The 15,130-nt window shown below is 70.8% G+C and carries 15 protein-coding genes and 1 pseudogene; 9 read left to right on the forward strand and 7 right to left on the reverse strand.

Features of this window, described 5'->3' with window-relative positions:
* Positions 1 to 2: 2 nt before the first annotated feature.
* On the reverse strand, positions 3 to 707 hold the full coding sequence (locus M2283_RS26530) for an ABC transporter ATP-binding protein (protein WP_280878884.1): 705 nt from the start codon (positions 705 to 707) through the stop codon (positions 3 to 5).
* Between the two features lie 85 nt (positions 708 to 792).
* Here M2283_RS26530 and M2283_RS26535 point away from each other — a divergent pair, with 85 nt between their 5' ends.
* Positions 793 to 1,434: a PadR family transcriptional regulator gene (locus M2283_RS26535; RefSeq protein WP_280878885.1), complete on the forward strand. Its 642-nt coding sequence runs from the start codon at positions 793 to 795 to the stop codon at positions 1,432 to 1,434.
* 72 nt (positions 1,435 to 1,506) lie between these two features.
* On the opposite strand, the gene M2283_RS26540 is transcribed toward M2283_RS26535, so the two are convergent.
* On the reverse strand, positions 1,507 to 2,226 hold the full coding sequence (locus tag M2283_RS26540; RefSeq protein WP_280878886.1) for a L,D-transpeptidase family protein: 720 nt from the start codon (positions 2,224 to 2,226) through the stop codon (positions 1,507 to 1,509).
* Between the two features lie 203 nt (positions 2,227 to 2,429).
* On the opposite strand from M2283_RS26540, the gene M2283_RS26545 reads away from it, so the two are divergent.
* The 5 genes from M2283_RS26545 to M2283_RS26565 all read left to right on the forward strand — a co-directional run bounded on the left by M2283_RS26545 (position 2,430) and on the right by M2283_RS26565 (position 7,600).
* Entirely contained in the window at positions 2,430 to 4,220 is a 1,791-nt protein-coding gene (locus M2283_RS26545) for an ABC transporter ATP-binding protein (protein ID WP_280878887.1), read from the forward strand.
* Positions 4,217 to 5,998 (forward strand): ABC transporter ATP-binding protein, encoded by a 1,782-nt coding sequence (locus M2283_RS26550; RefSeq protein ID WP_280878888.1) that lies wholly within the window; start codon positions 4,217 to 4,219, stop codon positions 5,996 to 5,998. Before M2283_RS26545 ends, M2283_RS26550 begins: the two co-directional genes overlap by 4 nt.
* Before the next feature lie 204 nt (positions 5,999 to 6,202).
* Positions 6,203 to 6,673, forward strand: coding sequence for a DUF5709 domain-containing protein (locus M2283_RS26555; protein WP_280878889.1), 471 nt, complete (start codon positions 6,203 to 6,205; stop codon positions 6,671 to 6,673).
* Positions 6,674 to 6,706: 33 nt separating this feature from the next.
* On the forward strand, positions 6,707 to 6,973 hold the full coding sequence (locus M2283_RS26560) for a type B 50S ribosomal protein L31 (RefSeq protein ID WP_280878890.1): 267 nt from the start codon (positions 6,707 to 6,709) through the stop codon (positions 6,971 to 6,973).
* Positions 6,974 to 7,120: 147 nt separating this feature from the next.
* On the forward strand, positions 7,121 to 7,600 hold the full coding sequence (locus tag M2283_RS26565; protein ID WP_280878891.1) for a carboxymuconolactone decarboxylase family protein: 480 nt from the start codon (positions 7,121 to 7,123) through the stop codon (positions 7,598 to 7,600).
* A 62-nt stretch (positions 7,601 to 7,662) separates the two neighbouring features.
* On the opposite strand, the gene M2283_RS26570 is transcribed toward M2283_RS26565, so the two are convergent.
* Complete coding sequence (locus tag M2283_RS26570) at positions 7,663 to 8,457, reverse strand: metal-dependent hydrolase (RefSeq protein ID WP_280878892.1); 795 nt, start codon at positions 8,455 to 8,457, stop codon at positions 7,663 to 7,665.
* 145 nt (positions 8,458 to 8,602) lie between these two features.
* Between M2283_RS26570 and M2283_RS26575 the strand changes: the two genes are divergently transcribed.
* Both M2283_RS26575 and M2283_RS26580 read left to right on the forward strand, forming a co-directional pair.
* Complete coding sequence (locus M2283_RS26575; protein ID WP_280878893.1) at positions 8,603 to 11,116, forward strand: DEAD/DEAH box helicase; 2,514 nt, start codon at positions 8,603 to 8,605, stop codon at positions 11,114 to 11,116.
* Positions 11,117 to 11,153: 37 nt separating this feature from the next.
* Complete coding sequence (locus tag M2283_RS26580) at positions 11,154 to 12,020, forward strand: acyl-CoA thioesterase (RefSeq protein WP_280878894.1); 867 nt, start codon at positions 11,154 to 11,156, stop codon at positions 12,018 to 12,020.
* A 1-nt stretch (position 12,021) separates the two neighbouring features.
* Here M2283_RS26580 and M2283_RS26585 read toward each other — a convergent pair.
* Positions 12,022 to 12,969, reverse strand: a pseudogene (locus M2283_RS26585) (DUF6397 family protein).
* A gap of 124 nt (positions 12,970 to 13,093) precedes the next feature.
* Positions 13,094 to 13,507, reverse strand: coding sequence for a roadblock/LC7 domain-containing protein (locus M2283_RS26590; protein WP_280878895.1), 414 nt, complete (start codon positions 13,505 to 13,507; stop codon positions 13,094 to 13,096).
* Positions 13,508 to 13,599: 92 nt separating this feature from the next.
* On the opposite strand from M2283_RS26590, the gene M2283_RS26595 reads away from it, so the two are divergent.
* Positions 13,600 to 14,028, forward strand: coding sequence for a PPOX class F420-dependent oxidoreductase (locus M2283_RS26595; protein WP_280878896.1), 429 nt, complete (start codon positions 13,600 to 13,602; stop codon positions 14,026 to 14,028).
* Between the two features lie 25 nt (positions 14,029 to 14,053).
* On the opposite strand, the gene M2283_RS26600 is transcribed toward M2283_RS26595, so the two are convergent.
* Positions 14,054 to 14,659, reverse strand: a complete 606-nt coding sequence (locus M2283_RS26600) for a GTP-binding protein (RefSeq protein WP_280878897.1) — start codon at positions 14,657 to 14,659, stop codon at positions 14,054 to 14,056.
* Between the two features lie 51 nt (positions 14,660 to 14,710).
* Positions 14,711 to 15,124: a DUF742 domain-containing protein gene (locus M2283_RS26605; RefSeq protein WP_280878898.1), complete on the reverse strand. Its 414-nt coding sequence runs from the start codon at positions 15,122 to 15,124 to the stop codon at positions 14,711 to 14,713.
* Positions 15,125 to 15,130: the final 6 nt, after the last annotated feature.

The raw sequence follows: 15,130 nt of genomic DNA on the forward strand, positions 1-15,130 counted from the left end.
TATCACGGGCGCAGGCCCCCCAGCCGGTCCAGCACGTCGCCGGACGCGGTGATCCGCACGTCCGAGGTGATCCTGCCGTCCTGGAGGCGCACCACCCGGTCGCCGTTCGCGGCGACCTCGGAGTCGTGGGTCGCGATCAGCATCGTCATCCCGTACCGCTCACGCAACGACATCAGCAGGTCGATGATCTCCCGCCCGATGACGCTGTCCAGGTTGCCCGTCGGCTCGTCGGCCAGCAGCAGTCCTGGCCGGTTGATCAACGCGCGTGCCACGGCGACGCGTTGCTGCTGGCCGCCCGACAACTCCGCCGGCAGGGCGTCGGCACGTGCCGCCAGGCCGACCGCCTCCAGCAGCTCCATGCCGCGCTCGCGCCGGTCGAAGTCGACCCTGCGGGGCAACACCGGCGCCAGCACGTTGTCCAGCACGGTCAGCGCGGGCAGCAGGTGGAAGCGCTGGAAGACGAACCCGATGCGCCGGCGGTGCGCGTCGAGACCCTTGGGCTGCAGCTCCGTCCCGTCGATCTCCACGGTGCCCTCGTCGGGCTGGTCCATTCCGCCGGTCACGTGCAGCACCGTGGACTTGCCCGCGCCCGAGGGCCCGGTCAGCATCACCGCCTCGCCGGCGGCGACCTCCAGATCGACCGCGTCCAGGGCGGTCAGCCCCGGATACCGCCGGCTCACCCCTCGCAACGCCACGCTCACAGCCATGGAAGCCGCCCCGCCCCTCGTAGATTGTGGCAATTCAAGGGTATGTTGTCACAATGCACATTGTCACAATGCAGGAGGGAGGTACATGCCGCTTCACCACGCCGTGCTCGCGCTGCTGACCCGGCGCCCGAGCCACGGTTACGAACTCAAGGTCCGGTTCGAGGAGGCCATCGGCCCGCAGTGGGGAGGCCTGAACATCGGGCACCTCTACCAGATCCTCGAACGGCTGGTCCGAGACGGTTACGTCACGCGCTCGCAGGTCGCGCAGGCCGACCGGCCGGACAAGAACCTGTACACGCTCACGCCGTCCGGCGCCGACGAGGTGCACACGTGGGCGACCACGGCATGGGTGCGTACCGGCGGCTTCCGCGACGAGCTCTTCCTGAAGCTCCTCGGCGCGGTCGCCCTCGGCCCGGAGGCCCTGGCCACGCTGATCGAGACGCAGCGGCAGACCTACCTGTCCGAACTCGCGGGCCTGACACACCAACGCCGCGCCCACGCCGACGAGCCACTGGTCGCCCTGCTGATCGACGCCGCCATCGCGCACACCAAGGCCGACCTCGGGCTACTGGACAACGCCGCGGGGCATCTGACCCCGCTCGCCGCGGCACAGGACACGCAGACGGCGGGGCAGCAGTCACCGGGGACGGGGAGCGCTGAGGACAACTCGCCGAGTGCCGGCGACAGTTACGGCCGGGCGGGACAGGCCTGGACGGACTCGGCGTAGGCGACGGGCATCGGCGGGGTGACGGGGGCTGACGGGGGCTGACGGGGGCTGACGGGGGCTGACGGGGAGGGCCTAGTCCTTCAGGTCGGCCTTGTCCCCCATCACCACCACCGGATGCCGGTCCGGGTCGAGCGTGCGCAGCAGGTACTCCATCGCCGCCTTCGACAGACTGACGCAGCCCGACGTACCGCTGCCGTGGTCCATGTGCAACCAGATACTGCCGCCCTTGACCTCGCCGTCGGGGCGGGTCGGGTCGTTGGGCGGGGTGCCCTTGACGCGGTTGTAGTCGATGGCGATGACGTAGTCGAAGTCGTGCCAGTGCGACTCGGCCCACCAGCGCGGGGCGGCGAAGGCGGCGTTGCGCGTGTACAGGAGGCGGGCGCCGGGGTCGGGCAGCACGCCGCCCGCGTCGGTGAGGGTGAACACGCCTACGGGGCTGCGCTTGTCGCCCTCGTGATGGTCGACGGTCCAGCCCTTCTTTCCGTTGTGCGCGGGCCAACTGCGGGTCCGTTCCCAGCCGGAGCCGCGTTTCGTGTAGAGGGCGACAGTGGCGTCCGGCGAGTCCTTGCCGTCGCCGTAGACCACGACGGCCTGGCGGGTTTCCGCGGGGATCCGCCGCCCGAAGCCGTCGCCGACGCCAGGGAGACCACGGGTCGACGCCGCCGTGCTCGCCGTCGCCGTCGCCGTCCCTTCCGCTCCCGCGCCCTCTCCCCCGGCATGGTGCGCGCCGCCGCACGCGGACAAGGCCATCAGGAGGGTCGCCGCGATCGTCACACTTCGTACGCATTGCATCGACTCATGGTGGCAGCACGTCCCGGGCGATTGTCTGCGGTTCGGGAGATACGGGGCAGACCGGAAAGATGCCGGTTCTGTGCGGGCTACGTGAAAAACCGGTTGCCTCCGACCACGCAGTGACGCGAACCTTTCACGGTTTGCTGTCGCCGCTCGCGGCCTCTTCCACCCCCTTGACACGAGCAACTGGGACCCCATCCGTCATGCAGATCCAAGACCTTCCCTATGCCGACCCGGGCACGCCGGACGCGCGCTCAGGCGCCCGATTCCTGTGGTGGCTGGGCCGGAATCAGCTGGGCGGACAGTTCAAGTCCCTGGCCTGGGGGCTGTTGCACTTCATGTCCGTCTCCGCACTGCCGTTCTGCGTGGGCCTCTCCGTGCAGGCCGTGGTGGACCGCTCCGGCACCCGACTGGCGTTGGCGGGCGGGCTGTTGGCGCTGTGCGGGATCGGCGTCGCGCTGGGCGACACCTTCCTGCACCGGTCCGCCGTCACCAACTGGATCACCGCCGCCGCCCGCGTCCAGCAACTGCTGGCCCGCAAGGCCTCCCAACTCGGCTCGGCACTGACCCGGCGGGTCGCGGCCGGCGAGGTCGTGGCCGTGTCGACGGGTGACGTCGAGAAGATCGGCTGGTTCGTGGAGGCCGTCTCCCGGTTCACCGCGGCGGCGCTCACCGCCGTGCTGGTCTGTGTCGCCCTGGTCGTCTACCAGCCGGCGCTGGGTGTGCTCGTCGCCGTCGGTCTGCCCGTGGTGGCGCTGGCGGTCCTGCCGCTGCTGCCGCGGGCCACCCGCCGGGCCGACGTCCAGCGCGAGAAGGCGGGCCGGGCCACCGAACTCGCCTCCGACACCGTCGCCGGACTGCGCGTGCTGCGCGGCATCGGCGGCGAGGAACTGTTCCTCGACCGCTACCGCCGCGCCTCCCAGGAGGTCCGCCGGGCCGCCGTGCGCAGTGCCCGCATGTGGTCCCTGATCGCCGCGATCCAGGTCCTGCTGCCGGGCCTGCTGATGATCGCGGTCGTCTGGTACGGCGTCCACCTGGCCCGCCAGGGTCGTATCACCATCGGCGAACTGGTCACCGTCTACAGCTCGGTGATGGTCCTGAGCTACCCGCTCCAGCACTTTCACGAGATCGCCATGGCGTACTCCTTCTCGCGCCCGTCCGCCAAGCGCGCCGCGCGCGTGCTGTCGCTGGAACGGGCCACCGACGCCGACGGCGTGCGCGAGGCCGACCACCTGCCGGCCGGCGACCTGTACGACCCCGCCACCGGCCTGCTCGCCCCCGCCGGTCGACTCACCGCCGTGGTGTGCGGCGACCCGGACGCGGCGGGCCTGCTCGCCGAACGGCTGGGCGGGCACCCCGCCGAGGAGGGCACGTCCGTCCTGCTGGGCGGTGTCCCCCTCGACGAGCTGCCGCTGGACACCGCCCGCGCGGCCGTGCTCGTCCAGGACAAGGACCCGGTGCTGCTGTCCGGTTCGCTGCGCGAGCTGCTCGACGTGCCGGCGTCGGGCGATGTCACCGCGGCCGACGCGCTGGCCGCCGCCCAGTGCGGGGACGTCCTGGAGGCGCTCGCCCAGGGGTCGTTGGACGCGGCGGATCCGATGGACACACGGATCACCGAACGCGGTCGGTCGCTGTCCGGCGGACAGCGGCAGCGGCTGGCCCTGGCCCGGTCGCTGATCACCGACCCCGAGGTGCTCGTCCTGGACGAGCCGACCTCGGCCGTCGACTCGCACACCGAGGCGCGGATCGCGGAGGGACTGCGCGGACTGCGGGAGGGGCGGACGACGGTGGTGTTCACCTCGTCGCCGCTGCTCCTGGACCACGCGGACCGGGTCGTGCTGGTGCACGAGGGCGAGGTCGCGGCGGTCGGCGTCCACCGCGACCTGGTGCACGCCGAGCCCCGGTACCGGGCGGTGGTGACCCGGGAGACCGAGGAAGAGGCCGCCTTGACCGGCGTACTGAAGGAACTGGAAGAGATCGAGGAGACAGCATGATCGGCGTGGCGCCACCGGCCTACGACCCGGCGGCCCCGACTACGGCGAACACCTTGCCCGTCGGCGCCCCCGCGACCGTACGCGCCTACGTGGCCGAACTGTTCCGACGGCACCGTCGTGCCTTCCTGGTCCTGATCACGGTCAACACGGTGTCCGTGATCGCCTCGTTGGTCGGCCCGTGGCTGCTCGGCGACCTCGTGCAGCGGGTGTCGGACGGTGCGCGGGAGCTCCATATGCCGTTCACCGTCACGGTGTTCGTTGTCGCGCTGGTCGTCCAAGCCGTGTTCGTGCGCGAGGTGCGGCTGCGCGGGGCGATGCTCGGCGAGCGGATGCTGGCCGACCTGCGCGAGGACTTCCTTGTGCGGTCGGTCGGGCTGCCGCCGGGCGTCCTGGAGCGGGCGGGCACGGGCGACCTGCTGTCCCGGATCACGACGGACGTCGACCGGCTGGCCAACGCGATGCGCGAGGCCGTGCCGCAGCTTTCGATCGGTGTGGTGTGGGTGGTGCTGCTGATCGGCGGGCTCGTCGTCACGGTGCCGCCGCTGGCACCGGCCGTGCTGATCGCCGTGCCGCTGTTGGTGATCGGCTGCCGCTGGTACTTCAAGCGGGCACCGTCCGGCTACCGCTCGGAGGCCGCGGGGTACGCCGCCGTGGCCGCCGCCCTCGCCGAGACGGTCGACGCCGGGCGCACCGTCGAGGCCCAGCGCCTCGGCGCCCGCCGCGTCGAACTGTCGGAGCGCCGGGTCCAGGAGTGGACGGCCTGGGAGCGCTACACGCTGTGGCTGCGGTCCGTGCTCTTCCCCGTCATCAACCTCACCCATGTGACGGTGCTCGCCTCGGTCCTGATGATCGGCGGCGTGTTCGTCCTGCACGGCTGGATCGGGATCGGCCAGCTGACCACGGGCGCGCTCATCGCCCAGATGCTCGTGGACCCGGTGAACCTGATCCTGCGCTGGTACGACGAGCTCCAGGTGGCCCAGGTGTCGCTGGCCCGCCTCGTCGGCGTGCGCGACATCGAGCCGGAGGCCGGTGAGGATTCGCTGGCCCCGGACGGCCGTGACGTGCACGCGGACCGGGTGCACTTCGGCTACCGCGAGGGCGTGGACGTCCTGCGCAAGGTGTCCCTGGAGGTCGCGCCCGGCACCCGGCTGGCGCTGGTCGGACCGTCGGGCGCGGGCAAGTCCACGCTGGGCAGACTGCTCGCCGGCATCTACGCGCCCCGGGCCGGCCACATCACCCTCGGCGGCGCCGAACTCTCCCGGATGCCGGCCGAGCGGGTCCGCTCGCACGTGGCCCTCGTCAACCAGGAGCACCACGTCTTCGTGGGCTCCCTGCGCGACAACCTGCTGCTCGCCCGGACCGGCGCGGCGGACGCCGAGCTGTGGGCGGCGCTGGGCGCGGTGGACGCGGACGGGTGGGCGCGGGCGCTGGACGACGGCCTGGACACGGAGGTCGGCTCGGGCGGGCTCACGCTCACCCCGGCCCAGGCCCAGCAGATCGCGCTGGCCCGGCTGGTGCTGGCCGATCCGCACACGCTGGTCCTGGACGAGGCGACGTCCCTGCTCGACCCGCGTGCGGCCCGCCATCTGGAACGATCCCTGGCCCGCGTCCTCGACGGCCGCACCGTCGTCGCCATCGCCCACCGGCTGCACACCGCCCACGACGCGGATGTCATCGCCGTCGTGGAGAACGGCCGCATCAGCGAACTCGGCAGCCATGGCGAGCTGGTCGCGGCGGACGGTGCGTACGCGGCGTTGTGGCGGTCCTGGCACGGGTGAGGCGGCGGGCGGAGGCGAGGGCGAGCCGGTAAGCGGGGACCCGGTCTCGGATGCAGGTGGGACTCGCGGTACGAGGGGCTCGTCGCCCTGTGCCGTTGCGCGGTCCCGAAAGGGGGTGGAAGGGTGGGCATCGGTACCGGCTCGCGCCGCGTACCGGCGACCCGCCACCCACAGCGGGCCCGTCCCCATCACCTGGAGGTACCCGTGACCAGCGCCGACGGATGGGGAGACGACGTCTACCAGCCCGACGGATCCGAGATCCAGGAGGACTCGGGCCTGCTCGACCCGGAGGACACCCTGGACAACGACGGTGTCGACGACCCGCTCGACCGCGGCTGGTCCCCTCCGGAGCGGCCCTGGGCGGTGGAGCACGCGGGCGTGACGGCGGCCGAGGGGCAGCGCGGGGAGACCCTGGACCAGCGGCTCGCCGAGGAGGTCCCCGACCTCGGTTCCTCCGACGGCGACGGCCTGGGCGACTCCGACGACTCCGACGGGGAGCTCCTGGACAACGAGGTCGGCGACTTCCGCTCCGGCCGGCTGGTGGCGCCCGACGAGGGCGCGCACGAGGACGAGGAGAGCGCGCTGATCGCCACGGACGTGGGGATCGACGGCGCCGCGGCCTCCGCAGAGGAAGCCGCCATGCACATCGTCGACGAGGACACCCTGTCCGGCTGAACCGTCGTCCGGCCGACCTGCCAAGGAGCACGCATGCAGAACGACAAGCAGCCCGACTACCACCCGGTCGTCTTCCGCGACCGCGCCGCCGGCTACGCCTTCCTCACCCGGTCCACCGCGACCAGCGAGCAGACCATCGAGTGGGACGACGGCGAGACCTACCCGGTGGTGGACGTGGAGATCTCCTCGGAGAGCCACCCGTTCTACACCGGCAAGGCGCGCACGGTGGACACCGAGGGCCGCATCGCCCAGTTCGAGCGGCGCTACGGCGGCGGAACCGGCCAGGGTTCCACCGGCTGAACCGGCCCGCGGCGCCGTCGCACGGCCGACCGGAGTTCCATGGCGTTCGGCGGTCACATCCGGGCCTCGACATCCGTCAGTGCGACAGAGGCACTTCGCACGTGGCGAAGCCGCCGAGGATGTCGAGGATTCGGAGTACAGAACGCCATGACGACCCAGTCGCGCCTGCCCAACCCGCTCAAGACCGTCCCGGAACTCGCACCGGTCGCCGAGGCCCTGTTCAAGGCCGTCGGCAACGGTTCGGTGCCGCAGACCACGGTCAGCCTGATCCATCTGCGCCTCGGCCAGCTGGTCGGCAACACCTACCTGACCGTCATGCACACCGGCGCTCTGCGCAGGGCCGGGGAGTCCGAGGAGCGGATCACGGCCGTGTCGTCCTGGCACGACGCGCCCTGCTTCACGGACGCCGAGCGTGTCGCGCTCGCCCTGATCGAGGCCGTGCTCACCCCGAACCCGCACGGTGAGCGGGTCTCCGCGGACCTCTACGCCCAGGTGTCCGTGCACTACGACGAGAAGGCCCTGACCACGTTGACGTTCGCGATCGGCCAGGGGCTGTTCTTCCTCCCCCTCGCCACCATCGGCCGGCCGCTGCCCGGTGTGGCGCCCGGCGAGCAGTGGCGGGACTGACGGCGAGGGCCCTTCAGGGGTGAGGGCACGACCGCCGTGCCCCGCCCGGAGGGGCCCGCCCCTCAGATGAAGTTCAGCGCCGCCGCGCAGCCCACTCCGCCGAGCAGCATGAACACCGGCATCAGCACCTTCAGCTCGACCCAGCTGCCCGCCCGGAAGCGCATGATCTTCGGCGGCCCGATCGGGTACCAGCGCTTGCGACCGATCGGGATCGGCCACAGGACCGGGCAACCGGAGACCGTCAGCGCGTCGCCGATGTCGTGCACGAGCGCGCCCAGCACGATCGGCAGCCCCAGCCACAGGTACTCCTGCCCGGGAGCCGCGAAGAGCCAGTCCGCGCCGTTGCCCGGCTTGTCCAGGACACCGGCCAGGATCCACGCGCTGGTCGCCGCCAGCAGCCAGACCAGGACATCGCTGCTGGAGCCCCGGGCCGCCCGCCACAACAGGCCCTCGATGGCCAGCACCATGTGGACGAAGAGGATGGCGAGGACCGCCCAGCGGCCACCCGCGATGGCCAACGCCGACGATCCCGCCCCGATCATGACCGCCCACAGCCAGGTGTGCGTGAGGGTGCGGTGGCCGCCGGAGCGGCGCGGGTCGCCCTGCTTCTTCGTCGCCTTGTAGACGGAGTAGGAGAGCTTGTCCACGATCTCGCACAGCCCGCGCGAGATGGGACCGAAAGCCCGGGAGATCGTGGCCGCCTTGTGGTCCAGGTCGGGGGCGAGCGCGGCGCCGGCGCAGATCAAGGCACCGACCAGGAGGACCGGCCAGGGCATCGTGTGCCCGGCCGCGGCGGCCGCGGCTCCGACGCCGAGCCAGGCCGCGGCGCCCGACAGTGAGTGTGCTGGTCCCATCATGGCCGTTGCCCGCCCCATTCCTCGTGTACCGCTGTCCAGTTGACCGAGTTCGCTGACGCTCCGTCGGCGACACAGCGTATAGGTCGTGATCTTCGGCCGGACATCCGATTCCCCCCTGAGGGAGGAGGCCAGGCAAGATGGGTCCGTGACCCTCATCGATCAGCTCCCTGCGACCGCCGACCCCGACGCCCTCTACGAAGCCTTCGAGTCGTGGGCCCAGGAACGCGGTATCACGCTCTACTCCCATCAGGAGGAGGCGCTGATCGAGGTGGTCTCCGGTGCGAACGTGATCGTGTCGACGCCCACCGGCTCCGGCAAGAGCATGATCGCGGCGGGCGCGCACTTCGCCGCCCTTGCCCGGGACGAGGTCACCTTCTACACGGCTCCGATCAAGGCGCTGGTCTCGGAGAAGTTCTTCGAGCTGTGCAAGATGTTCGGCACGGAGAACGTCGGCATGCTGACCGGCGACGCCTCCGTGAACGCGGACGCGCCCGTCATCTGCTGCACCGCCGAGGTGCTCGCGTCGATCGCGCTGCGCGACGGCAAGGGCGCGGACGTCGGCCAGGTCGTCATGGACGAGTTCCACTTCTACGCGGAGGCGGACCGCGGCTGGGCCTGGCAGATCCCGATCCTGGAACTGCCCCAGGCGCAGTTCATCCTGATGTCCGCCACGCTCGGCGACGTCTCGATGTTCGAGGAGGACCTCACCCGCCGCACCGGCCGCCCGACCTCGCTGGTCCGCTCGGCGACCCGGCCCGTGCCGCTGTCCTACGAGTACCGGCTCAGCCCGCTCACCGACACCCTCACCGAGCTGCTGGAGACCAAGCAGGCCCCGGTCTACATCGTCCACTTCACCCAGGCGCAGGCCGTGGAGCGGGCGCAGGCGCTGATGAGCATCAACATGTGCTCGCGCGAGGAGAAGGACCAGATCGCCGAGCTGATCGGCAACTTCCGCTTCACCACCAAGTTCGGCCGCAACCTCTCCCGCTACGTCCGGCACGGGATCGGCGTCCACCACGCCGGTATGCTGCCCAAGTACCGGCGTCTGGTGGAGAAGCTCGCGCAGGCCGGACTGCTCAAGGTCATCTGCGGCACGGACACGCTCGGCGTGGGAGTGAACGTCCCCATCCGCACCGTGCTGTTCACCGCCCTGGCCAAGTACGACGGCAATCGCGTACGCACCCTGCGCGCCCGTGAGTTCCACCAGATCGCGGGACGTGCCGGCCGGGCCGGCTTCGACACGGCGGGCTTCGTCGTCGCCCAGGCCCCCGAGCACGTCATCGAGAACGAGAAGGCGCTCGCCAAGGCGGGCGACGACCCGAAGAAGCGGCGCAAGGTGGTCCGCAAGAAGGCGCCGGAGGGCTTCGTCGGGTGGACGGAGACCACCTTCGACAAACTCATCACCTCCGAGCCGGAGCCGCTGACGTCCCGCTTCCGGGTGACGCACACGATGCTGCTGTCGGTGATCGCCCGTCCCGGCAACGCCTTCGACGCCATGCGTCATCTGCTGGAGGACAACCACGAGCCGCGCAAGCAGCAACTGCGGCACATCCGGCGCGCGATCGCCATCTACCGCTCCCTGTTGGACGGCGGCATCGTCGAGAAGCTCGACAAGCCCGACGCCTCCGGCCGCATCGTCCGCCTCACCGTGGACCTCCAGCAGGACTTCGCCCTCAACCAGCCGCTGTCCACGTTCGCGCTCGCCGCCTTCGAGCTCCTGGACCCGGAATCGCCGTCCTACGCCCTGGACATGGTGTCCGTCGTCGAGTCGACCCTGGACGACCCCCGGCAGATCCTCGCCGCCCAGCAGAACAAGGCGAAGGGCGAGGCCGTCGCCTTGATGAAGGCGGACGGCGTCGAGTACGAGGAGCGCATGGAGCGGCTCCAGGACATCTCGTACCCGAAGCCCCTGGAGGAGCTGCTCTTCCACGCCTACGACACGTACCGCAAGAGCCACCCGTGGGTGGGCGACCATCCGCTGTCGCCGAAGTCCGTCATCCGTGACATGTACGAACGGGCCATGTCCTTCACGGAGTTGGTGTCCCACTACGAGCTGGCCCGCACCGAGGGCATCGTGCTGCGCTACCTCGCGAGCGCGTACAAGGCGCTGGACCACAACATCCCGGACGACCTCAAGTCCGAGGATCTGCAGGACCTGATCGAGTGGCTCGGCGAGATGGTCCGCCAGGTCGACTCCAGTCTGCTGGACGAGTGGGAGCAGCTCGCCAACCCGGCGGAGATGACGGCCGAGGAGGCCCAGGAGAAGGCCGACGAGGTCAAGCCCGTCACCGCCAACGCGCGCGCCTTCCGCGTCCTGGTCCGCAACGCGATGTTCCGCCGCGTCGAGCTCGCGGCTCTCGACCATGTCAACGACCTGGGCGAGTTGGACTCCGCCCACGGGTGGGACGCGGACGCCTGGGGCGAGGCGATGGACAAGTACTGGGACGAGTACGACGACCTCGGCACCGGTCCCGACGCCCGCGGCCCCAAGCTCCTCGTGATCCAGGAGGAGCCGCAGAACGGCATCTGGCGGGTCCGCCAGATCTTCGACGACCCGAACGACGACCACGACTGGGGCATCAGCGCGGAGATCGACCTCGCGGCCTCCGACGCGGAGGGCCGTGCGGTCGTCCGTGTCACCGACGTCGGTCAGCTGTAAGCCGTCGGTCAGCTGTGAGCCAAGGAGAACTCCACGCATGACGAACCCGGCCGAGAGACTGGTCGACCTGCTCGACCTGGAGCAGATCGAGGTCAACATCTTCCGTGGCCGCAGCCCGCAGGAGTCCCTGCAGCGGGTCTTCGGCGGCCAGGTGGCGGGCCAGGCGATGGTCGCCGCCGGCCGCACCACGGACGGCGACCGTCCGGTGCACTCCCTGCACGCGTACTTCCTGCGCCCGGGCCGGCCGGGCGTGCCGATCGTGTACGAGGTCGAACGGGTGCGGGACGGCAGGTCGTTCACGACCCGCCGGGTCACCGCCGTGCAGCAGGGCCGCACGATCTTCAATCTCACCGCCTCCTTTCACAAGCCTGAGGAAGGACCCTTCGAGCACCAGCTGCCGCCCGCCCGCAAGGTCCCGGACCCGGAGTCCCTGCCGACCGTCGCGGAAGAGGTGCGGGCCCATCTGGGCGCGCTGCCCGAGCAGTTGGAGCGGATGGCACGCCGCCAGCCCTTCGACATCCGCTACGTGGACCGGCTGCGCTGGAGCGCCGAGGAGCTGAACGACGCCGAGGCGCGCAGTGCCGTGTGGATGCGCGCGGTCGGACCGCTCGGCGACGACCCGCTCGTGCACACCTGCGCGCTGACCTACGCCAGCGACATGACCCTCCTGGACGCCGTCCGCATCCCGGTCGAACCCCTGTGGGGTCCGCGGAGTTTCGACATGGCGTCGCTGGATCACGCCATGTGGTTCCACCGGCCGTTCCGCGCGGACGAGTGGTTCCTTTACGACCAGGAGTCACCGATCGCCACGGGTGGACGGGGTCTGGCCCGTGGGCGGATCTACGACATCGAGGGACGGCTGCTGGTATCCGTGGTCCAGGAAGGGCTGTTCAGGGCGCTGTAGTTCACGGGTTTCTGCGCAGCAGCCGACTCAGCAGGCCGCGGGAACGCTCCGGCTCCTGGTGAGCGGGGTCGTCGAGGTGCGCGACCTGTGGCGGTGCCGTCGGTTCGGACCTCTGCCGCGGTGTCGCCGGAGCCTCTGTCGGCCGGGGCACCGTCTGATTCGGTGTCGGTCGCGGTGCGGGATGGTCCGTGCGGGCCTCGTTCACCGCCTGTGCGAGGTCGGCGCGCAGCCAGCCGATCTCGTCCGGGTGGTCCGCCGTCATGATCCTCTCGGCGAGCTGCGCGGCGGGCGAGCCGGGTGCGCCGTGCGACACCTGCCTGGGGCGGAAGCGGCTCAGATGGGAGCGCTCGTAGGGGTCCTGGACGATCTCCGCGATCTGGACGGGGTCGAGCAGGGACGCCACGGCCGCCGCGCGTGCCCAGGGATGGCCGTCGGCCTGCCGGAGCAGGAAGCCGAGGTGCCGTCCCCGTCAGTTCCGGGCCCGCAGGTCCAGCCCCGCCTCCAGTTGCTCGCGCAGTCCGGACGGCGTCCTGCCGCTCACCAGGCCTGTGTTGTCCCCGTCGATGGCGAACTGCCGCAGTTCCTCGGCCAGATAGAGCCAGACCACGGCCCGGTAGCGGTTGAGGTAGAAGTTCACGGGCACGACCACGCCGAGCCTGGCGAGTCGGGTGAACCTGGTGGGTGTCACCTCCAGCAGACCCGCCCCCTGCTTCGTGCCCACGGTTTCGACGCGCTGCCGCAGCGCCTCGGGATAGCCCTCCTCCGTGCGCAGCCGGTCGATCTCGGTGCGGGTGACCCCCCGGCCTCCGCCCCCTTCGTCGGGCACGGTCCTGACGCAGCCGAGGTGTACGGCGAGGTCGAACTCCCCTCGCCTGAGCTCCAGTTCCCTGGCCGCACGACTCGGCGTGAAGGACAGGGACTGCGGTTTGGTGACGGTGTTGCCTGACATGCTCGTCTCCCCCGTGGAGTGAGGGGCCCGCGCCGTCCGCGTGGCCTCGGGAAAAACCGTAGCCGGTTCGGGGAATCTCGTGGCGAGCCTGTGGATAACTCTGCGGGAGGAGCGAAAGCGCAGGTCAGGCGTCTGCGGCCGGTGATCGCTCGGGCTGCCTTGCCTCCACGCCGAGATGCTCGCCGACTCGGTTGACGAGCAGGGTCATCTCGTACGCGATCTGGCCGATGTCGGCGTCGGCCCCGCTGAGCACGCACAGACAGCTGCCGGCGCCGGCCGCGGTGACGAACAGCACCGCGTCGTCGAACTCGACCATGGTCTGGCGTACTCCGCCCGCGCTGAAGTGGCGCCCCGAGCCCTTGGCCAGGCTGTGCAGTCCGGACGAGACGGCGGCGAGATGCTCCGCGTCCTCGCGTCGCAGGCCCGTACTCGCGCCGGTCACCAGGCCGTCGTTGGACAGGACCAACGCGTGGCGCACGTGCTCGACCCGCTCCGTGAGGTCGTCCAGCAGCCAGCCGAGTCCCTCGTTCTGCCCCATGTCTCCGACTCCCCGTGTGCCGACTCCCCCTCGTGGGAGGATCCCCCGCCAGCCTTCCCCACCACCGGCGCACGAGCAAGGAGGATGGGCGCATGGCGCAGAAGATGACCGATGAGGAATGGCGGGCCTTCGTCTCGAACGGAACCCGCACCGCGAAACTGTCCACCGTCCGGGCCGACGGAAGCCCGCATGTGACGCCGATCTGGTTCCTGCTCGACGGGGACGACATCGTGTTCAACACCGCCAAGTCCAGCGTGAAGGGCCGGAATCTCGCCCGTGACGGACGGGCCGCGCTGTGTGTGGACGACGACCGGCCGCCGTTCGACTACGTGGTGTTGCAGGGCCGCGCCCGGATCTCGGAGGACCTCGACGAGTTGCGGCACTGGGCCGGCCGTATCGGCGCGCGGTACATGGGTGAGGAGCGCGCCGCGGAGTTCGGGGAGCGCAACGGTGTGCCCGGGGAACTCCTCGTCCGGATCGCGGTCGACAAGGTCCTGGCCGAGAAGGCCGTCGCCGGCTGAGTTCGCGGCCCGCCGGGCGGCCGGGTCAGCCGACCGAGTCGAGCAGCCGGGCGGTGTGCATCCGCCCGGCGTACTCGACGAGCCGGATCAGCACCTCCTTCCCGGAGTCTCGGTCACGGGCGTCGCAGAGCACCACCGGAGTTCCCCGGTCGAGGTCGAGGGCGCGCGAGACGTCCTGGGGGCCGTACCTGCGGGAGCCCATGAAGCAGTTGACGGCCACCACGAACGGGATGTGCCGGTGCTCGAAGTAGTCCACCGCGGGGAAGCAGTCCTCCAGTCGCCTGGTGTCCGCCAGGACGACCGCGCCGAGGGCTCCCTGCGACAACTCGTCCCACAGGAACCAGAAGCGGTCCTGGCCGGGGGTGCCGAAGAGGTAGAGGGACAGGCCGGACCGGATGGTGATGCGGCCGAAGTCCATGGCGACGGTGGTCGTGACCTTCTGGTCGACGCCGTCGGTGTCGTCCACCAACTGGCCTGCCTCGCTGAGCAGTTCCTCGGTGCGCAGCGGCTTGATCTCGCTGACCGCGCCCACCAGGGTGGTCTTGCCCACGCCGAATCCACCGGCGACCAGAATCTTCAACGCCAGGGCGGTCGTCTCGCCGCCCGCGGCATCGGAGTGCTCGGAGTCCATTGATCACTTCTCTCGGGAGTACCGGCAACGTCGGATGGTGGTGAACTTCGTCTACAGCGCCCGCAGTCCTTCGATCACCTCGCGCAGAATCCGTTCGTCAGGAAGCTGCGCGGGGGGGACCGGGCGGCTGACGGTGACGCAGCCGCGCTCCAGCAGGTCGCCCAGGAGCACCCTGATCACGCCGACGGGCAGGTCGGCGCCCGCGCCGAGTTCCGCGACCGACTGGGTCTCCGTGCGGCACAGGTCGATCAGGACCCGGTGTTCCGGCCCGAGCGCGGTGTCGTCGTCGATGCCTGGAGCACCCGCGTCCAGGGTGACGAGGGCGATCAGGTCGAAGCGGACCCCCGCGGGGCCGGACCTGGTGCGCCCGCCCGTCATGGCGTACGGACGGACCAGAGGTCCGGCCTCACCGTCGTACCACTGGCTGCCCGGCTCGTTCGGGGCGCCCGTCCTGTCCTCGTTCATGTGCGC

This window comes from Streptomyces pseudovenezuelae (assembly GCF_029892565.1).
Taxonomy (GTDB): Bacteria; Actinomycetota; Actinomycetes; order Streptomycetales; family Streptomycetaceae; genus Streptomyces; species Streptomyces pseudovenezuelae_A.